Source organism: Shewanella sp. SM73 (assembly GCF_025653795.1).
In the GTDB taxonomy this organism is placed as follows: domain Bacteria; phylum Pseudomonadota; class Gammaproteobacteria; order Enterobacterales; family Shewanellaceae; genus Shewanella; species Shewanella oncorhynchi.
Genome location: NZ_JAKKRY010000018.1, coordinates 75867 through 95361 on the forward strand (window position 1 = coordinate 75867; position 19495 = coordinate 95361).

The following is a 19495-nucleotide window of genomic DNA, read 5'->3' on the forward strand; positions in this document are numbered from 1 at the left end:
TTTACCTCTACTTACACATTGGGAAGCCAAGCGCTTCGCGTGCCTGATAATAAGATTCAGCGACCGCTTTCGCCATAGTACGAACGCGTAAGATGTAGCGTTGGCGCTCAGTAACTGAAATGGCATGGCGGGCATCGAGCAGGTTGAAAGCGTGTGAGGCTTTCATCACTTGCTCGTAGGCGGGCAGAGGTAAGGGTTTTTCTAGCGACAATAAATGCTGACACATTTTTTCGCACTGATCGAACAGGGTGAACATAAAATCCACATCGGCGTGTTCGAAGTTATAGGTCGATTGCTCGACTTCGTTTTGATGGAACACATCGCCATAGGTGATTAGGCCTAGTGGACCATCGGTCCATACGAGATCATAAACACTATCTACGCCTTGGATATACATGGCCAGACGCTCTAGGCCATAGGTGATTTCACCTGTGACAGGGCTGCATTCGATGCCGCCGACCTGTTGGAAGTAAGTAAACTGAGTCACTTCCATACCATTAAGCCAAACTTCCCAGCCTAAGCCCCAAGCACCTAGTGTTGGTGATTCCCAGTTATCTTCCACAAAGCGGATATCGTGGATTTGAGTATCAATACCCAGTGCTTGCAGTGAGCCTAAATACAGCTCCTGAATATTGTCAGGCGAAGGTTTTAACACGACTTGGAACTGGTAGTAGTGCTGCAGACGGTTAGGGTTTTCACCGTAACGACCATCCGTAGGGCGGCGCGATGGCTGCACATAGGCACTGCTCATAGGTTCAGGCCCTAAAGAACGTAGGAAAGTTTGTGGGTGGAATGTACCAGCGCCGACTTCCATATCTAAAGGTTGAACAATTGCACAGCCTTGCTGTGCCCAATATTCCTGCAGGGTGAGAATGAAACCCTGAAATGTTTTTACGTCGTGTTTTGTCGTCATGTCTACTTGTCTACTGCCGTCAGCCTGAATAGAAAATGGGTTCGATTATACCTTGTAGATATCTGCTTATGTAGGTTATTTTTTACCTTCTTAATTAAAACGATAAGGTTATATGTCATGGAAGAGATCCGCTGTGGCTGGGTAAGTGATGATCCCTTGTATCGTGAGTATCACGACAAAGTGTGGGGGCGACCTGTTTATGATCCAAAGGAGCTGTTTGCTAAGTTGTGTTTAGATGGTCAACAGGCCGGATTATCTTGGATAACTATCCTGAAGAAGCAACAAAACTATGAACAGGCCTTTGCTAATTTTGAACCTGAGATTATTGCGACTTTCGATGAGGCGAAAGTAGAGGAGCTCATGTTGAATCCCGGTATAGTGCGCAATCGCTTGAAGGTGAACTCTATCATCAAGAATGCCAAAGGTTATTTAGCCTATACTGCCGATGGGAAGGATTTCTCTGCTTTTTTATGGAGCTTTGTGGGCGGTAAACCCATAGTTAATCAGATTAGGGCAATGTCGCAGGTTCCGGCACAAACGCCAGAATCTGAAGCCATGTCAAAAGCGTTAAAGAAGCTTGGATTTAATTTTGTCGGCCCAACCATTTGTTATGCTTTTATGCAGGCGGTGGGTATGGTGAACGATCATCTTGTCGAGTGTATTGCTTATCAGGCCTGTGTCGATTCTTGTGCCGGACTGCATAACCACGAGTAACATTAATCGCAGAGCTTGCCTATGTTAAAGTAGGGGTTGGGACTTGTCGTGGTATTAGAAGCCTAGCGATAAAAAAGCATGTTCCACGTGGAACATGCTTTTTGTTATTCGCAGGAGTTAGTCATCACTCTTATAAAGTCTAAATGGCCTTATAGAAAAGCGACAATTTCATTTTGCCTTGAGGTCGAACTTAGATTTTCTCAAAGAAAAACGGCTTACGCTGTGCTTTATCCCCATTAAGTTCATTCATAGTCTCTGCATCAAATAACTTACCATTGACCATAGTATGAGTGACTCTGTCGGTGACTCGAATGTCGGCTAATGGATCACCATCAATAACGATCAAGTCTGCGAGCTTACCTTCTTTGATAGAACCGAGTTGCTGCTCCATGCCAAAGGTCGTCGCTGGATTAATGGTGGCCGTTTTCAACACTTCCATATTGCTCATGCCGCCTTGGGCAAACATCCACATTTCCCAATGTGCCGCTAAACCTTCACGCTGTCCGTGGGCGCCAATATTTGGGTGAACCCCTAACTTATTGAGCTCGTTAGCGACTCTAGCAACATTGAAATGATTGTAGTGGCTCTCTGGTGCATGGGGGCGTCGCATTGATCTTGCTTGCAAAATATCGGCTGGCACATACATGGATAGGCGTGGATGTGCCCACACATCGGTTTTATCATACCAGTAGTTTTCACCAGAAATACCACCATAGGCAACCACTAAGGTTGGCGTGTAACCAACTTGAGTCTGGCTCCAAAACTGTTTGATATCATTATAGATTGAACCAACGGGGAGCGAGTGCTCAATCGTAGTATGTCCATCGGCGACCATGCTTAAATTATGTTGCAGCAAGCTGCCACCTTCAGGGACAACCATCATTCCAAGTTCACGTGCTGCGGCTATGACTTGCTGTCTCTGATTGCGGCGAGGTTGGTTATAGCTTTTTACGCTAAAGGCTCCAACTTTTTTCAGGCGTTCAAGATGGAATTTAGCATCATCCAGTGAGTCTATGTGCGATGTGTAGCCAGGCGCATTCGCTCCATAGAGTATGGTGCCGGTGGAGAATATTCGTGGGCCAACAATATTGCCTGCTTTTTGTTGTTCGGAAGCGGCAAATATTTCTGTGGTGTCATTCGATGGATCGTGAATAGTAGTCACGCCTAAAGATAATCCAGAGTAGAGCGCCCAGTTCTGTTGTGGCACAATTTCATCATCTGCTTGCGGTCCATGGGCGTGGGCATCGAATAGTCCTGGCATAATGGATTTGCCTTTGATGTCGATGATCTGCGCATCCTTAGGAATCGCAACATTGGCATCGCCTACGGCGACAATATGATTGTCTTTGACTATGACCACACCATTATCAATCACCTGGTCATTTTCCATCGTAATCACTTTGCCACCGACGAAGGCGATTGTTCCACGTGGAACATCGGCCTTTTCGGTAAAGCCTAAATCGATAATGCTTGGTTGTGCCTTTTCATCTTTGTCGCGATATTGAGTGTCAACCTTGGCTTGGTACAACTCGGGGCCAAGAGTCCAATATAGTTGGTCGCTTTTACTGTTCCAACTGATACTTTCGCCCGCACGGGCACTCAATTGGCTTACGGGTAGATTGCTGGCATTGGGGCCAATCTCAACTGTCTCGCCGTGTTTAGCAAAAGGTGTTACCCAAACCTTAAAGCGTTCAGCAAAGGCGAGTTGCTCGCCATCGGGTGAAACCCTAAATTCAGTTGCATGTTTGCTGCTGTAATGAACCCGCTTATCGAAGCCGTCTAAGTTGATGGATGATAACTGCGGCGTTTCATCTTCGCTGCTATTCATAAAAAAGACGCGATCAGCATTGGCACCGAATTGAGCTTGATAGCCATCGGTACTGATCTTGCTATTTTGTTTACCTTTAATATCGACTTTATATAGCCCGGGCTCCTGCGACCAAGTTCTTGGTGTGAGGTTACCGCCTTGAGTTTTACGATACACTACGAGTTCACCATTGGGTGAAAAGGTGGGTTCGACATACTTTCCTGGTTCAGATGTTAGCTGCTTAGGTTTGCCACCTTTGGCGCTAATCACTTGTACTGTGCCTTGGTCTTGGTCATTCCAAGTGGTGAAAACAATATTTTTACCATCGCGCGACCATTGGGGATAAAGTTCTGCAATATTTTTGTCTAGATCAGTTAAGCGCGACATTCTGCCATCGGGTAAGGATTTTAACCAAATTTTCCCCAGTGCTTCGAAGGCGACTTTGCTACCATCCGGTGAGACTTGCGCCATACGTAGCATTTTTACATCGAAAACGTCTTTATCGATATCTTGCTTAAAGCGCACCGAGGGTTGTATGGCTAACTCAGTTTTTACACTAAAGGGGATATCTGTGAGTGTTTTATTGGCAACATTCAGACGATTAATTTTTCCCTTAGCCCAGAAGAAAATATCCTTGTTATCTTGTGTCCATGCCATTGTTGGATAGACGCCATGAATGGCCCAAGTCTCTTGCATATCACGGTCAAGTTCGCCAAACAGTTTAGTCGTCTCTCCCGACTTAAGGTCGAGTAGGTAGAGTGATGACTGAAAATCATCGCGCTTAATATAGGCGAGCTTAGTGCCGTCTGGGCTCGGCGTTGGCCGAATTGCACCACCCGTGCCTTCGATTAATACTTCAATCTCACCAGTTTGAGTATCGTAGCGTTTTATTTTGTAGATACCGTTGACCGAGTCCTTTGAGTAATGGAATGTTTTACCCGGCGTGTCATCTTGGCTAAAGTAGATATAGCGACCATCGGGTGAATACGCGGGTTCACCTAAATCTTTCTCATCATTAGGACGCTCGGTCAATTTAACGCCTTCACCACCCGCAACGTGGTATAGCCACACTTCGCCCGCACCCAAACTACGACTGGCGGTAAAGTGCTTACGGGCAACCAGATACTGGGAGTCTGGGCTCCAAGCTGGACTGTTTAGCAGCCTGAAGGTTTCTTGGGTAACTGTTCTTGGGTTTTTACCATCAGCATCCATAATCCAAATGTTATCACCACCATCACCATCGGACGTAAAAGCAATGTGCTTGCCATCAGGGCTATAGACGGGCTGCATCTGCCAAGCTATGCCTTGGGCTAATGGCTTAGCTTCACCGCCTGTTACTGGAATTTGGTAGATGTCACCGAGTAAGTCGAAGACGATATATTTACCATCTGGGCTGACACTTAAGTTCATCCAAGTGCCTTCATTAACATCAACTTTGACTTGCACTAAGGGAGCATTCGCTGGAGCGTTAACATTCCAAGTCGATTCTTTCGTTTCTGTGGCGTTAACTGCGAGGGTATTCATCCCAAGAGTGAGGGCAATATAAAGCGGGGTAAGTTTAGAGTTCAACATGTCACTTCCTGTTATCGTTCTTATGGGCTACATGAGCGGTATTAATCACAAGATAAAGTTTTGTTAATACTTGGTGTAGTTATCGCATAAATAGATAGGAAGGAAAACGTAAATACTGTTTCAATTGATGTTCGAGCTAGAAAGCTGATATTTATATTAGGATTGGGACAACAGAAATAGAACCAAGTTATTTGGTTCTATTTATAGAGGAGTATGGAGAACTAGCTGAGATAGGCTGATTGGATTAGCTAGGAAAGAAAATTGCTATCTCATCACCTAAGTGGATCATAGCGTCATTCAATACCCTGCATGTTACACCTCCTCGCCAATCTGGGGTGAGTGCGGCTTCTAAACCAACATGTGCAATTTCCATTTTTTTACAAGGATCGGTCTCACCTGTAATTTCAAGTAGTAACTCACCAATCTGTAAATGTTTACCAACATCTGCACTGCTAAATACTAGACCATCAACGAGCAGATTTGCTCTGCGAGTCGTCCAAGGCAATTCTGCCTCGATAGCACGACAGGCTTGTTGCCATTGTAGTTTGGAAAGCACAGTGACTTGGCGTTTGCCTGGACGACCAAATACATCTTTCTCTACACCATTTAACTGGGTGACATTGGCACAGAGAACCTCATTCATTGGGCCGCGCTTTACAGTTTTATAGGCAATTGCCAGCAGTTTTGGCATAGTTCCTCACATCCTTTTTTAATGATTAAGTCGCTAAAACGATACGACTTAAAGTCCTTTTTTGATCAAATATTGGTATGGCGTCTGAGCCGTTTCGCTGGCGATAAGGGTGTGATCCATAAACTCACAGAAGCTTGGAATATCGCGTGTCGTTGCAGGGTCATCGGCAATGATCAGCAGTGTCTCGCCTGCAGCCATTTGTCTTACCGTTTTACGCACCATCATTACAGGTTCTGGGCAACGTAAGCCTAGTGCATCGAGCCTATGCTGTGCGGTTGAGAAAGCATCGTTCATATTACCTCTACTGAACGGTTAAGCAGAATTAGCTAATGTTACTCCAGCCCCCATGATAAACCAAGTTGGTGGTCTCAATTTGTGATGTGGTTTGATTGGTGTGCTTTTTGTCGTTACCAAAGCTAGAGATAAAATGTTCCACGTGGAACAAACTTATGGCTGATAGTAATTAACATTACTCAACGGCTTTATCAGCAGCGCTTTGAGATTGAGAGATTGGATGGATGACAGCTGTACTATTCTCTGGTGCTAAATCATTTGCTGCCGCCATAGTTTGTTGCTGCAATTTGGACGCCCGTTTGTAGCTATACATTTTTTGATCGGCTTTATGAATTAAGCTATTGGCTTCTTCATATTCATAGGGGCCAGTATCTGTAATGCCAAAGCTTAAGGAAATATTGTTTAGACTGAGTTTTATTTTTTGATTAAACCGAGTGATGAAATTCTCGCGAGCTTGTTCCTCACGACAGTTAGGCATGATGATACAGAACTCATCTCCACCATATCGAAAACATTGATCTTCAGCACGAGTGGTTTCTTTAATCGCTTTTGCGACAGCACAAAGTACTTCATCACCTGATCTATGGCCTTGAGTGTCATTAAATAATTTAAAATCATCTACATCTAAGTAGATGACACATACGGGCTCGGCGCGTCTTTGGGCTGCTCTGAGTATGCGAGTTGCGGTTTCTTGTAAGTGCCTTACGTTGAGCAAACCTGTTAAGGGATCGGTTTGCGAGAGTTCTTCTAACTGCTGTGTTCGCTCTTTGACTTTGCTTTCCATGCTTTGGGCATATTTTTCGGCTTTATCCTTAGCGTTCTCAATCTCGGAGACTAAGCTGCGAATATATGTATCGAATACTAGTGTGACATCAAACAGCACGAGTTTATCAATTGCGGCTCGAATACGTTCGGCTTGACGTACATCTTGTACTGAGCTGTTGATCACTGCATAGATCAACTCCTTGAGAGTGTGTACTGCAGACAGGTAAAGTTTGGGTTCAACACCAATGCGTTTATGGACTAAACCAATCCGCAGGCGATTGTTTACGTACTCAAGATCATAAATACCATTAAATAAATCAAGCACATATCTTCTCTGTGCGGTACGTAGGCGGGCAAGGGTGTCTGAGTCTCCAATCAAGAGCGCAATTTCTGACACACTGGTTTGTAAGCCGTAAAAGTCATCGACAATTTTATCGATGTTTTCTTCAATGATGGGCTTAAAGGATTGCAGTGCCTTTACGTCTGCCCCTGTAAAAGAGAAGAGCGCTTTACGAGACTCGATCTCCAGCTCAGTGATCCGCATTTGTTCGAAAAGGGTCTGTTCCGTTTGTAGCATCTGGCATTCCTCTGGTAAAACAACGAATTGCATCCTTGCACTACACTGCCTAGATTTGGCTGATGATTGCTTGCCTGTTGTCGTCCACAATAGCCAGTAATGCCCTTGTAGTTAAGTCGATAACGGACTGATTTTCAAATGAACAGCAGAAGAAATGAGAAATATTAATATTTATGATGGCAGAAGATTTGGCATAAAAAAGCCGGAACAAGTTCCGGCTTTGATGATTATTTGATTAACGAATTAAACGCGTTCGAACACGGTGGCGATACCTTGGCCTAAACCAATACACATGGTCGCTAAACCTAAGGTCGCGTCTTTGTCTTCCATCAAGTTGATCAGCGTCGTAGAGATACGCGCACCTGAACAACCCAGTGGGTGACCTAGTGCAATCGCGCCGCCGTTGAGGTTGATTTTGTCGTCAACCACATCCGCTAAACCTAAATCTTTCACACAAGGTAAAGACTGAGCAGCAAACGCTTCGTTAAGTTCAATCACATCTAAATCGGCAACTGTGATACCGGCACGAGCCAGCGCTTTTTGCGTGGCAGGAACTGGGCCGTAACCCATGATCGCCGCATCACAACCCGCAACCGCCATAGAGCGAATACGTGCACGAATCGGCAAGCCAAGTGCGCGCGCTTTAGATTCTTCCATGATCAGCATGGCTGAAGCGCCATCAGACAGTGCAGAAGAAGTACCCGCAGTGACAGTACCGTTGACTGGATCAAATACCGGACGCAGTGCTGCTAGAGATTCCATAGTCGTTTCTGGGCGGATCACTTCGTCTTGCTGTACTTTAATTAAGGCACCGTTAGCATCGTGACCTTCAATGCCATAGATTTCCTTGGCAAAACGGCCTTCAATCGTCGCAGCATAAGCACGTTGATGAGAACGTACTGCAAAAGCATCTTGCTGTTCACGGGTAATACCGTGCAGTTTACCCAGCATTTCAGCAGTTAACCCCATCATGCCAGAGGCTTTTGCCACGTTATTAGCAAGACCTGGGTGGAAGTCGACACCATGGCTCATAGGCACATGGCCCATGTGTTCTACGCCACCAATAATAAAGGTGTCGCCCATGCCAGTCATAATCGCACGCGCCGCTTGATGGATAGCATCCATTGACGAACCACATAGGCGGTTAACCGTCACTGCGCCAGCGGTCTTTGGAATGCCGGCTAATAGTGAAGCATTACGGGCGATGTTGAAGCCTTGCTCTAGGGTTTGTTGCACACAACCCCAAATCACGTCTTCAATCAAGTTTGGGTCGAGTTGCGGATTACGCAGCAACAGACCTTTCATCAATTCGGCAGACAGAGTTTCTGCACGCACATTACGAAATACGCCAGCCTTTGAGCGGCCCATCGGAGTACGGATGCAGTCTACGATAACAGCTTGTTTCATGATTAAATTCCTTTCCCGCTAATTAGGCTTGGTAGTAGCTACCGTTATTGGCTGCTAATGTACGCATCGCATCTGTGACTTGATACAGACCGCCCAAGTGAGCATATTTGTCTGCTAAGGCTACAAAGTTTGCGACACCCATGGTATCCAAGTAACGGAACACGCCGCCTCTGAATGGCGGGAAACCTAAGCCATAAACTAGGCCCATATCCGCTTCGGCTGGTGATGCGACAATACCTTCTTCTAAACAGCGCACGGTTTCGATGATCATAGGGATCATTGTACGGGCAATAATGTCATCGGCTTCAAAGACTTTTAATTCGCCGAAGGCAGCTTTCAATAGGCCGTAGCTCGTAGGATCGACATCTTTCTTCGGTTTACCACGGCTATCGACTGAATAGACATAGAAACCTTTGCCATTTTTCTGGCCAAGACGTTTGTTCTCAAACATCACATCAATCGCATCAGTGCCTGATTTACCCATGCGATCAGGGAAACCTTCAGCCATAACGGCTTGGGCGTGATGACCTGTGTCTAAACCCACTACGTCGAGCAGGTAAGCAGGGCCCATTGGCCAACCGAATTGTTTTTCCATTACCTTGTCGATTGCAGCAAAGTCGCCACCTTCGGCAAGTAAGCCGTTAAAGCCTGCAAAGTAAGGGAAGAGTACGCGGTTAACGAAGAAGCCTGGGCAATCGTTTACCACGATTGGGGTTTTGCCCATTTTGCTGGCGTAAGCCACAACAGAGGCGATGGTTTCTTCAGAGCTGTGCTCACCACGGATAACTTCGACCAACGGCATTTTGTGCACTGGGTTGAAGAAATGCATACCGCAGAAACGCTCAGGTTTCTTCATGCTCTTAGCGAGCAAGTTGATTGAAATCGTTGAGGTGTTTGACGCGATAATTGCATCTTCACTCACATAGCCTTCAACTTCGGCTAAAACCTGTGCTTTAATTTTTGGATGTTCAACAACGGCTTCAACGACGACATCACTGTGTTTGAGCGCAGCATAATCTAATGAAGGCGTGATGTTGTTCAGCACTTTGGCCATTTTTTCTGGCGTTGAACGACCACGAGCAACTTGGGCAGACAGCAGTTTGGCGGCTTCATTGAGACCTAAATCTAATGCTGGCTGGGCAATGTCTTTCATGACAATCGGTGTGCCTTTGCTGGCACTTTGGTAGGCTATGCCACCGCCCATAATACCAGCACCTAATACGGCAGCGTTTTTCACTTCTTTGGCTAATTTACCCGCTTTTTTCGCTTTGCCTTTAACGAATTGATCATTAAGGAAGATACCGATAAGCGCTTTAGCAACGTCAGTTTTAGCCAGTTTGATAAAGGCTTGATGCTCGATTTGGAGTGCTTCGGTGCGGCCTTTAGTCGATGCTTGCTCAATCACGCTTACTGCGGCCATTGGTGCAGGGTAGTGTTTACCCGCAACAGCAAACACCATGCCTTTAGCTGTGGTGAATGACATCATAGCTTCAAGTTTTGGCAGCGTTAGGGCAGACAGTTTGCGGTTACGACGCGCTTGCCAATCCAACTTTTCATCAACAGCATCTTTGAGCATTTGAATCGCAGCCGCTTCTAATGCTTCTGGCGCAACCACGGCATCCACAGCACCGACTTTCAGTGCATCTTCAGCGCGTTGGTCGTTACCTGTGGTGATCCACTCGAGTGCGTTATCTGCACCAATTACACGTGGCAGACGAACTGTGCCGCCAAAGCCTGGGATGATGCCGAGTTTAGTTTCAGGTAAACCGATTTTGGCTGTGGTATCTGCGATACGAAAATCCGTTGCCAGAATGGTTTCACAGCCGCCACCTAAGGCAAAGCCTTTGATTGCAGATGCGGTTGGGAAAGGTAAGTCTTCGAGTTTGTTGAAGACAGCGTTGGCTTGTTCAACCCAAGAGAGCAGTACGGCGTCATCTTGTGCAAATAGGCCTAAAAATTCGGTAATGTCGGCACCCACAATAAAGGTATCTTTACTGGAGGTCAGCACTAACGCTTTGATATTGGAATTTTGCTTGATGCTGTCTAATGCGGCATCGAGCGAAGCGAGGGTTTCTCTGTCGAATTTGTTCACCGAACCGGGTGCGTTAAAGCACAGCTTGGCAATATTATCCTCGAGTAACTCAACTTGAATTGTAGGACTTTGGTAGATCATTGCTTGCTTCCTTTTGGCTTAAAAGTGATACCCACCATTATGTGTTGGTGCTAGTACGACTCTCTATCTCACAGCAGCTTCGGCCATCATTTGACCAGTTGTGTGCCAGTGTGCTTCGAAATTCGATAAATTACAACACCCAATTTAAACGACTGTTTAATTTCTTGTCGGCTAGAGTGATTTTTCACCTTTGTGATACACTGCACAGAGTGTAGAACACCTAGAATGCGTTAAATCACTTTGCGGATAAATAGGTCTTTGTGGCTGTTTTTCTTAGACGTTTAAACGCTGTAGCCATGCTAGGGTTGAATAGAATTATTAAAAATAATCATGATGTTATCGCTTTAATGTTCTTTATTCAGCAGCCATGTATTTTAGATTGAGTGACAGTTTAACGTTTTGATTGAATCTGTTGTTCATGATCAGATTAAGATTATGTGGGCAAATTTGGCTCATAATATTAACTTTTATTCATTGCAGGAGATGACAAATGGATCAGTTGGCTCATCACTATCGTGCCCATATTGCCGAGTTAAACCGCCGAGTCGCAGATATTTTGTCTCGAGAAGCCTTGTCTGGTTTAGTGATCCATTCGGGTCAGCCGCATCGGATGTTTTTGGATGATATCAATTATCCCTTTAAAGCAAACCCGCACTTCAAGGCATGGTTGCCAGTGTTGGATAATCCGAATTGCTGGTTAGTCGTCAATGGTCGCGATAAGCCGCAGCTGATTTTTTATCGTCCTGTGGATTTTTGGCACAAAGTATCCGATGTGCCGGATATGTTCTGGACCGAGCATTTTGATATTAAGCTGTTAACTAAGGCCGATAAGGTCGCTGAGCTGTTACCTAAAGACACAGTTAATTGGGCTTATTTGGGTGAGCATTTAGATGTAGCCGAAGTGCTGGGTTTTACCAGTCGCAATCCCGATGCTGTGATGAGCTATTTGCATTACCACAGAACCACTAAAACTGAATATGAGCTGGAATGTATGCGCCGCGCCAACCAAATTGCGGTGCAGGGACATTTGGCGGCTAAAAATGCGTTTTATAACGGTGCGAGTGAGTTCGAGATCCAACAGCATTATTTATCTGCCGTTGGCCAGAGCGAAAATGAAGTGCCCTACGGCAATATTATCGCTCTTAATCAAAATGCGGCGATTTTGCATTACACCGCGCTCGAGCATCAAAGCCCTGCGAAACGTTTGTCTTTTCTTATTGATGCGGGAGCGAGTTACTTTGGCTATGTGTCTGATATCACTAGAACCTATGCATTTGAGAAGAATCGTTTCGATGAGTTGATCGCTGCGATGAATAAGGCGCAGCTGGAGCTTATCGACATGATGCGCCCCGGCGTTCGTTATCCTGATTTACACTTAGCGACTCACGCTAAAGTCGCGCAAATGCTATTGGATTTTGATTTAGCCACGGGGGATGCCCAAGGTTTGGTTGAACAAGGCATTACCAGTGCTTTCTTCCCCCATGGTTTAGGCCACATGTTAGGTTTACAAGTGCATGATGTGGGTGGCTTCTCCCACGATGAGCGCGGTACCCATATCGCGGCCCCCGAGGCCCACCCATTTTTGCGCTGCACCCGCATTTTAGCGCCAAACCAAGTGCTGACTATGGAACCTGGGTTATACATCATAGATACTTTGCTCAATGAGCTTAAACAAGATAGTCGTGGCCAACAGATCAACTGGCAAACGGTTGATGAGTTAAGGCCTTTTGGCGGTATTCGTATCGAAGATAACGTCATAGTGCATCAAGATAGAAACGAGAACATGACCCGTGAGCTCGGCTTAGCCGATTGATGTTTGAAAATAGATTAGGGCGAATTCGTGCTCGAAAGTTATAACGTTCCCTGTGATGAAATCGTCATTGAAGAAGAGATAAAGCATAGTCGCTTTATCTCTTTTCTCTTTCATTGCGATAGCGTCGATAAATTAAAGTTAGTACTTACTGACATAAAGCGTGACTATCCCGGCGCAAGCCACTATTGCTCAGCTTTTGTTGCTGGCGCACCGGATGATAGCGTCTTAATTGGTTCGAGTGATGACGGTGAGCCCCGCTGGCAGTGCAGGCCGCCCTATGTTAGCTGTGTTGCAAGGGGCACATATTGGCGAAGTGGGCGCCGTTGTTGTGCGTTACTATGGCGGTACTAAGCTAGGCGTAGGTGGACTCGTTCGGGCTTATACGTCGGGCTTAAGGCAAGGCTTGATTCAATTACCGACGCGACTCAAACAGTTACGGTATCCCGCCAAGTTGCATTGTGATTATGCGCAGCTGCGCGATGTCGAGCATCTATTACAGCAAGTGGATGCCGTGATCATCGATAAGCAATTTGCCGCAGCGGTCGATATTGTGTTTGAGATAGGGCGAGAGCAACAGGCATGGCTTTGTGAGTCACTGGCGACACTGAGTCAAGGAAGTTTGAGGCCCGAGTTTGAGCTGTGATGCCTGCGTAAATTATGCCAAAATAGCCCAAATGCTGAAAATACCTTTACAGCCAATGGAATAATTGAACTCGCGTAATGCAATATAAAACCATAATTAGAATCATAGGCCTGCTGATTGGTTTATTTTCAATCACTATGCTGCCACCAGCACTGATCGCTGTTTGGTATAACGATGGCGGCGGCACGGCGTTTATGCAGGCATTTTTTGTTAGCCTATTTATTGGTTTTTGGCTCTGGTATCCGAACCGCCACTGCAAAGAAGAATTGCGTACTCGAGAGGGCTTCCTGATTGTCGTGCTGTTCTGGACTGTACTGGGTTCTATTGGTGCCTTGCCGTTTATCTTTTCGAGTCAGCCAGACTTAAGCTGGACAGACAGCTTCTTTGAATCTTTTTCTGCGTTAACCACCACCGGAGCCACTGTTATTGTCGGGCTCGATTTCTTACCTAAGGCCATTTTGTTTTACCGCCATATGCTGCAATGGCTTGGCGGCATGGGGATTATTGTGCTCGCAGTGGCTATTTTACCTGTGCTCGGTGTGGGAGGAATGCAGCTTTATCGCGCAGAAATTCCGGGGCCAGTGAAAGACAGTAAGATGACCCCGCGGATAGCCGAAACCGCGAAAGCACTGTGGTATATCTATTTACTGCTAACGATTTCCTGCGCGACGGCTTATTGGTGGGCGGGCATGAGTATTTTTGACGCCATTTGTCATTCATTTTCGACCATAGCCATCGGAGGTTTTTCGACCCACGATGCCAGTATGGGCTATTTCGATAGTCCTACTATTAATCTTATTTGTGTGTTCTTTTTAATTGTTTCTGCGGTTAACTTTAGCGTGCATTTTGCGGCATTTTCACGACGTGGGATTAACGTTAGAGTCTATTTTAAAGATGCTGAATTTAAGATGCTGGTGGCGATTCAACTTATTCTCACCGCGATTTGTTTCTTCACGCTTTATCGTTCTGGTATTTATGATTCGCCAGAAGAAACCTTAGATCATGCTTTATTTCAGGCAGTTTCAGTTGCCACTACGGCTGGATTTGGCACTGATAGCTTCCATCTGTGGCCATTATTTTTACCTATACTATTAATGTTTTCGAGTTTTATCGGTGGCTGTGGTGGCTCAACTGCGGGTGGGATTAAGGTCATTCGAGTAATTTTACTGCTGTTACAGGGTTCCCGTGAATTGAAACGACTCGTTCACCCTAAGGCAATGTTTTCGATTAGGATTGGCTCTAAAGCCTTACCCGACCGTGTGGTTGATGCTGTTTGGGGATTCTTTTCTGCCTATGCGCTGGTGTTTGTGATTTGTATGCTTGCACTCATGGCGATGGGATTAGATGATATTACGGCTTTTAGTGCCACGGCGGCATGCTTAAACAACCTAGGCCCAGGTTTAGGTGAGGTAGCGAGCAATTATGCCAGTATTGGTGATGGAGCCAAGTGGGTATTGGTCGTGGCTATGCTGTTTGGTCGCCTCGAAGTATTTACCTTACTGATTTTGTTTACGCCAACTTTTTGGAAGAATTAATCATGCAGACGTTAATAATCTATTCGACGATTGATGGCCAAACATTGGCAATTTGCCAAAAAATGAAGACGATTGCTGAACAGGCGGGAGAGCAGGTTTCGCTCGTCACATTAAAGCAGGCGGAAGCGTTGAGCTTAGTGGATTTTGATAAAGTGCTGATTGGTGCCAGTATTCGTTATGGTAAACATAGACCAGAGCTTTATCAGTATGTGAATCGCCACCATGCAGTGCTAGATACTAAGATTAATGGTTTTTTTACCGTTAACGTAGTGGCGCGCAAACTCTTAAAAAATACGCCTGAAACCAATCCTTATATGCAAAAGTTTCTCAAGCTTTCACTGTGGCAACCCCAGCTGTTAGAAGTGTTTGCGGGCAAGATTGATTACCCTAAATACGGTTTCTTCGACCGGACCATGATACGTTTTATCATGTGGTTGACTAAAGGGCCAACGGATATCACAGGCACTTTTGAGTTTACCGATTGGGCAAAAGTCGATGCCTTCGGTAACCGTTTTAGCCAACATTAAAAACCATTAAGCCCTAATCACTTGCAAGAGGTTAGGGCTTAAATTTAGGCTCATTTTGCAGTGTTAGGCCGCGCAGTAGCGGCTATGCAGAATCGAAATCACTTGGGTGACTTGCTCGTTCTTGAGTTTATAGTAAACAATCTGCGAGCTCTTACGGGTATCCACGAGATCTTCTGCGCGTAATACGGCTAAATGCTGGGATAGGGCCGACTGGCTTAATGGCACTGTGGCGTTGAGCTCGGTTACGCTCAACTCTTTGTCTAGTAATAGACATAAAATCATTAGGCGATAAGGGTTCGCTATGGCCTTGAGCCATTTAGCCGCACTTTCCGCATTAGTTACCATTGCATCTACATCTATATCATTTTGCATAAGGTCACTCACTTTATCGCTTTTGATTAGATAATTCTAATTGAACACATGTGTTTACGCAATCATACTGCTCGGCAATGCAGATCTCAATTTTTGCATCTCAGAATATGAGATACGACTGATTTGTGATCCTATCAGAGGTTTATTTAACGTAACCTTGCCACAATGGTGGTATTACTCAGTGGATCGGGAATTGCCTATGACACGCGTCCTCGTACTTTATTTTACCCGTGGTGGCCATACGGCCAAGATTGCCAGTGCAATTGCCGAGCAATTAAGATTTCGTGACGCTAAGGTTGACCTCATCGATATCAACAGTGCTGCCGCGACTTGTATTAATTGGCCTGATTATGATGTCGTTGCCTTAGGTGCCTGCGTGCTCTATGGCACCTATGATAAGAGCGTTTTTCAATTTATTGAGCAGCATGCACAGGCTCTGGGCGCATTGCCAAACAGTTTTTTCTGCGTCAATGTTGTGGCGAGAAATCCTGAAAAACGTATCCCTGCAAATAATAAATATCTGCAAAAGTTCATTGCGTTATCGCCATGGACGCCTGCTGATCTTAAAATTATTGCGGGCAAAGTGGATTATCCTTCATGGCCTTGGTATGACAGATTGGCGATTCAGTTGATTATGAAGATGACTAAGGGTCCAACTGATCCTAAGTCAGTTATCGATTATACCGACTGGGCAGATGTGAATGTTTATGCTGATCATCTGTTGGAATTAGCTGACGTTACTGCAACAGCTTAATAAAAAAGGCGCTTAACAAGTTAAGCGCCTTTTTAGTATTCAAGCTCTACTGAATTAGTACTTCCAGAAACTCGGGTGAAACAACACCGCCACGGTTAAGATTTCTAAACGACCGAGGAGCATGCCGAGTGACAACGCCCATTTAGCGACATCGGGTAGCGTTGAGAAGTTACCTACAGGTCCAATAATCGGGCCTAAACCAGGGCCCACGTTAGTGACTGCCGTAATCGCGCCCGTGAAACTGGTCATAGGATCGAGACCCGTGAGCACTAAAATCACTGACAAGCCTACAATCACCATCACAAACAGCAGTACGAAAGTGATCAGAGAGCGCACGATATCATCACTGATGATGCGGTTGTTGTAACGTTCCCTAAAGATACCGTTTGGATGACATTGCTGTTTCAATTGCTCGCGCATAATGGCCCCAGCAATTTGAAAACGGAAGATCTTAATCCCGCCCGAAGTGGAACCAGAGCAACTACCTACAAACATTAAAAACAGGAAGGCGATATTGGCAAAGGCGCCCCAAGCACCATAGTCCGTTAAGCCATAACCTGTAGTGGTGACTACCGATACCACGTTAAAGCTGGATAAACGCAGTGCATCTAGAAGTTCAATGTCACGGGTTTGCCACAGCCAGAAGCCAATAGAACAAGATACAAATGTGAGGAAAAATAAGAAGCCTTTGACCTGAGCATCGTTCCAAATCCGTAGATCCCTTTGCTGTATGGTTTGTACAAACATGAGTAGTGGCAAGCCACCTGCTGCCATAAAGAAAATCCCAACCCAGTGTGCAGAGTTGGAGAACGCCGCCATTGAGCTATCTGAGGTCGAGTAGCCACCAGTCGAGAGGGTGGTCATTGCATGATTGATGGCCTGAAACCAAGTCATTCCCGCCAGATGGTAGGCAACACAGCAGATACTCGTTAGTAAAATATATATAAAGAATAAATACTTAGCCATGCTTTGGGTGCGAGGCACTGCTTTATCGCTCCAATCGGATGATTCAGTGCGGAATAGCCGCATCCCGCCAACGTTTAAGAAGGGCAGAATCGCCACCGCCATTACGATAAAACCAATCCCACCTAGCCATTGCAATAAAGAGCGCCAGATTAAGATACTGTGATCCATAGTATCCAACCCTGAGAGTACAGTAGAACCTGTGGTCGTGATGCCGGACATGGTTTCAAAGAAGGCGTCGGTATAACCAATACCGTGATAAAGGGTAAATGGCATGGCCGCGAATAGGCTTACGATCAACCACGTTAGGCTGGTTAGTAGGAACATATCGCGGATATTGAGGTTAATGCTTTTGCTCTGGCCATTGTGTAAACACAGGCTTGAGCTAATGCCTGTGACTAATGCCGACACCATAAAAGAGCCCACAGTTTCCTCACCTTTGTATGCGGCGAGGAGTAGTGGGATCAGCATGAAAGCTGTCAGCATGGACAAAAACAGCCCTAAAATAAACAATAGCGGTCTAAAGTTCAGCATAAGTTGGCTTACTAAGGTTCTTAGAAGAAGAAAGCACTTGGTTGGAAAAGCTTCTCGACTTCGCCGACAAACTTTTTATTCACTAAGAACAAGATCACGTGATCTCCTTGCTCTATCACGGTTTTGTCGTGGGCCATCAGCACTTCATCATTGCGGACAATGGCGCCAATCGTTGTCCCCGGTGGCAACTTAATATCACCAATGGCTTTGCCAACGACTTTAGAAGTGCTGGCATCTCCGTGGGCGATGGCTTCAATTGCCTCGGCCGCCCCACGACGTAGAGAGTAAACGTTACAGATATCACCCTGACGAATATGAGTTAATAGTGCTGAAATCGTCGCTTGCTGTGGTGAGATTGCAATATCGATGTTGGCTTCTTGCACTATATCCACATAGGCTTCGCGTTGAATAAGCACCATGACCTTTTTCGCGCCCATACGTTTTGCTAGCAGGGCGGACATAATATTGGCTTCGTCGTCATTGGTGACCGCAATAAATACGTCGGTTTGGTCTATGTGTTCTTCGAGCAGTAATTCTTGATCTGAGGCATCACCGCAGAACACTGTGGTATTTTCCAGCTGCTCCGATAAGGCTTCTGCACGTTCTAATTTATGCTCAATCAGTTTGACCGAGTGGGTGCGCTCAAGGCGTTTTGCTAAACCTAGGCCTATGTTACCGCCACCGGCGATCATAATGTTGCGGTAGGAGTTATCGAGCTTTTGCATTTCGCTCATGACAGCACGAATGTGGCGACTGTCTGCAACGAAGAAGACTTCATCATCGGCTTCGATAATGGTCGTTCCGCGAGGCATAATAGCGCGGCCTTGGCGGAAAATCGCCGCGACCCGGGTATCAATATTAGGCATGTGTTCGCGAAGTGCCGCTAATGCATTCCCCACCAGTGGGCCGCCGTAATAGGCTCGAACAGCCACTAGGCTCAAGCGGCCTTCCGCAAATTCAAGCACTTGCAATGCGCCTGGATATTCTACGAGTCGCTGGATGTAAGCGGTCACTAACTGTTCAGGGGCGATTAATTCATCGATCACGAAGCCGCCACGGGGACGACCATCGCTATTTTTGGTTTCACTGTCGATAAAGAGTTTATCGCGCATCGCCAAATACGGTTCTGAGCGGATACGGGCAATTTTAGTCGGCGTACCAAAAAGGGTATAGGCAATCTGGCAGGCAGCCATATTGCATTCATCACTATTGGTTACGGCGATAAGCATGTCGGCATTTTCTGCGCCCGCTTCTCTGAGCACATCAGGGTGAGCGGCATGGCCCGCTACGACGCGAAGGTCATATTTATCTTGCAGGGCGCGTAATCTGGATTTGTCATAATCGACAATGGTGATGTCATTGTTCTCACCCACCAAATTTTCGGCCAAGGTTCCCCCAACTTGACCTGCACCTAATATGATAATTTTCATGGCCTTGCTTA

15 protein-coding genes and 1 pseudogene are annotated in these 19495 nt (G+C 45.8%); 6 read left to right on the forward strand and 10 right to left on the reverse strand.

The window, feature by feature from the left end; translation table 11 throughout:
* Window positions 1-7: 7 nt before the first annotated feature.
* Window positions 8-913, reverse strand: a complete 906-nt coding sequence (gene glyQ, locus L5M51_RS19855; protein WP_006084781.1) for a glycine--tRNA ligase subunit alpha — start codon at window positions 911-913, stop codon at window positions 8-10.
* Window positions 914-1030: 117 nt separating this feature from the next.
* On the opposite strand from glyQ, the gene L5M51_RS19860 reads away from it, so the two are divergent.
* Complete coding sequence (locus L5M51_RS19860) at window positions 1031-1627, forward strand: DNA-3-methyladenine glycosylase I (RefSeq protein ID WP_198573720.1); 597 nt, start codon at window positions 1031-1033, stop codon at window positions 1625-1627.
* A gap of 190 nt (window positions 1628-1817) precedes the next feature.
* Here L5M51_RS19860 and L5M51_RS19865 read toward each other — a convergent pair whose 3' ends face one another.
* The 6 genes from L5M51_RS19865 to fadB all read right to left on the reverse strand — a co-directional run bounded on the left by L5M51_RS19865 (window position 1818) and on the right by fadB (window position 10913).
* Window positions 1818-5006 carry an amidohydrolase family protein gene (locus L5M51_RS19865; protein WP_263174247.1) on the reverse strand — a complete coding sequence of 1063 codons (3189 nt, stop codon included), beginning with the start codon at window positions 5004-5006 and terminating at the stop codon, window positions 1818-1820.
* A 244-nt stretch (window positions 5007-5250) separates the two neighbouring features.
* Window positions 5251-5697, reverse strand: coding sequence for an MOSC domain-containing protein (locus L5M51_RS19870; protein WP_168827597.1), 447 nt, complete (start codon window positions 5695-5697; stop codon window positions 5251-5253).
* A 48-nt stretch (window positions 5698-5745) separates the two neighbouring features.
* The gene (tusA, locus tag L5M51_RS19875) at window positions 5746-5991 is read right to left on the reverse strand and encodes a sulfurtransferase TusA (protein WP_105250817.1); all 246 of its coding nucleotides are present in this window, start codon (window positions 5989-5991) and stop codon (window positions 5746-5748) included.
* A 175-nt stretch (window positions 5992-6166) separates the two neighbouring features.
* Entirely contained in the window at window positions 6167-7333 is a 1167-nt protein-coding gene (locus L5M51_RS19880) for a diguanylate cyclase domain-containing protein (protein ID WP_198573722.1), read from the reverse strand.
* 243 nt (window positions 7334-7576) lie between these two features.
* Window positions 7577-8740 (reverse strand): acetyl-CoA C-acyltransferase FadA, encoded by a 1164-nt coding sequence (gene fadA, locus L5M51_RS19885; protein ID WP_263174250.1) that lies wholly within the window; start codon window positions 8738-8740, stop codon window positions 7577-7579.
* A 22-nt stretch (window positions 8741-8762) separates the two neighbouring features.
* Window positions 8763-10913 (reverse strand): fatty acid oxidation complex subunit alpha FadB, encoded by a 2151-nt coding sequence (fadB, locus tag L5M51_RS19890; RefSeq protein WP_263174252.1) that lies wholly within the window; start codon window positions 10911-10913, stop codon window positions 8763-8765.
* Window positions 10914-11403: 490 nt separating this feature from the next.
* Here fadB and pepQ point away from each other — a divergent pair, with 490 nt between their 5' ends.
* From pepQ to hemG (L5M51_RS19910), 4 genes and pseudogenes are all read left to right on the forward strand, one after another.
* Window positions 11404-12726, forward strand: coding sequence for a Xaa-Pro dipeptidase (pepQ, locus tag L5M51_RS19895; RefSeq protein WP_263174255.1), 1323 nt, complete (start codon window positions 11404-11406; stop codon window positions 12724-12726).
* Window positions 12727-12753: 27 nt separating this feature from the next.
* Window positions 12754-13369 (forward strand): annotated as a pseudogene (locus L5M51_RS19900) (YigZ family protein).
* A 77-nt stretch (window positions 13370-13446) separates the two neighbouring features.
* Window positions 13447-14904: a TrkH family potassium uptake protein gene (locus L5M51_RS19905; protein ID WP_105250821.1), complete on the forward strand. Its 1458-nt coding sequence runs from the start codon at window positions 13447-13449 to the stop codon at window positions 14902-14904.
* Window positions 14905-14906: 2 nt separating this feature from the next.
* The gene (hemG, locus tag L5M51_RS19910; RefSeq protein ID WP_263174257.1) at window positions 14907-15431 is read left to right on the forward strand and encodes a menaquinone-dependent protoporphyrinogen IX dehydrogenase; all 525 of its coding nucleotides are present in this window, start codon (window positions 14907-14909) and stop codon (window positions 15429-15431) included.
* A 63-nt stretch (window positions 15432-15494) separates the two neighbouring features.
* Here hemG (L5M51_RS19910) and L5M51_RS19915 read toward each other — a convergent pair whose 3' ends face one another.
* Entirely contained in the window at window positions 15495-15803 is a 309-nt protein-coding gene (locus L5M51_RS19915) for an ArsR/SmtB family transcription factor (protein ID WP_105250823.1), read from the reverse strand.
* A gap of 199 nt (window positions 15804-16002) precedes the next feature.
* On the opposite strand from L5M51_RS19915, the gene hemG (L5M51_RS19920) reads away from it, so the two are divergent.
* Window positions 16003-16557 (forward strand): menaquinone-dependent protoporphyrinogen IX dehydrogenase, encoded by a 555-nt coding sequence (gene hemG / locus L5M51_RS19920; RefSeq protein ID WP_263174260.1) that lies wholly within the window; start codon window positions 16003-16005, stop codon window positions 16555-16557.
* A gap of 54 nt (window positions 16558-16611) precedes the next feature.
* Here hemG (L5M51_RS19920) and L5M51_RS19925 read toward each other — a convergent pair whose 3' ends face one another.
* Together L5M51_RS19925 and trkA are read right to left on the reverse strand one after the other, a co-directional pair.
* A complete protein-coding gene (locus L5M51_RS19925) occupies window positions 16612-18054 on the reverse strand; it encodes a TrkH family potassium uptake protein (RefSeq protein ID WP_113941395.1) in 1443 nt (480 codons plus the stop codon).
* 20 nt (window positions 18055-18074) lie between these two features.
* The gene (gene trkA / locus L5M51_RS19930) at window positions 18075-19484 is read right to left on the reverse strand and encodes a Trk system potassium transporter TrkA (protein WP_263174262.1); all 1410 of its coding nucleotides are present in this window, start codon (window positions 19482-19484) and stop codon (window positions 18075-18077) included.
* Window positions 19485-19495: the final 11 nt, after the last annotated feature.

Coding starts and splice junctions, on each gene's coding strand:
- fadA (WP_263174250.1), bottom strand. CDS start 8,740: ATGAAACAAGCTGTTATCGTAGACTGCATCCGTACTCCGATGGGCCGC.
- pepQ (WP_263174255.1), top strand. CDS start 11,404: ATGGATCAGTTGGCTCATCACTATCGTGCCCATATTGCCGAGTTAAAC.
- L5M51_RS19870 (WP_168827597.1), bottom strand. CDS start 5,697: ATGCCAAAACTGCTGGCAATTGCCTATAAAACTGTAAAGCGCGGCCCA.
- hemG (WP_263174257.1), top strand. CDS start 14,907: ATGCAGACGTTAATAATCTATTCGACGATTGATGGCCAAACATTGGCA.
- L5M51_RS19915 (WP_105250823.1), bottom strand. CDS start 15,803: ATGCAAAATGATATAGATGTAGATGCAATGGTAACTAATGCGGAAAGT.
- fadB (WP_263174252.1), bottom strand. CDS start 10,913: ATGATCTACCAAAGTCCTACAATTCAAGTTGAGTTACTCGAGGATAAT.
- hemG (WP_263174260.1), top strand. CDS start 16,003: ATGACACGCGTCCTCGTACTTTATTTTACCCGTGGTGGCCATACGGCC.
- tusA (WP_105250817.1), bottom strand. CDS start 5,991: ATGAACGATGCTTTCTCAACCGCACAGCATAGGCTCGATGCACTAGGC.
- trkA (WP_263174262.1), bottom strand. CDS start 19,484: ATGAAAATTATCATATTAGGTGCAGGTCAAGTTGGGGGAACCTTGGCC.
- L5M51_RS19925 (WP_113941395.1), bottom strand. CDS start 18,054: ATGCTGAACTTTAGACCGCTATTGTTTATTTTAGGGCTGTTTTTGTCC.
- glyQ (WP_006084781.1), bottom strand. CDS start 913: ATGACGACAAAACACGACGTAAAAACATTTCAGGGTTTCATTCTCACC.
- L5M51_RS19905 (WP_105250821.1), top strand. CDS start 13,447: ATGCAATATAAAACCATAATTAGAATCATAGGCCTGCTGATTGGTTTA.
- L5M51_RS19880 (WP_198573722.1), bottom strand. CDS start 7,333: ATGCTACAAACGGAACAGACCCTTTTCGAACAAATGCGGATCACTGAG.
- L5M51_RS19860 (WP_198573720.1), top strand. CDS start 1,031: ATGGAAGAGATCCGCTGTGGCTGGGTAAGTGATGATCCCTTGTATCGT.
- L5M51_RS19865 (WP_263174247.1), bottom strand. CDS start 5,006: ATGTTGAACTCTAAACTTACCCCGCTTTATATTGCCCTCACTCTTGGG.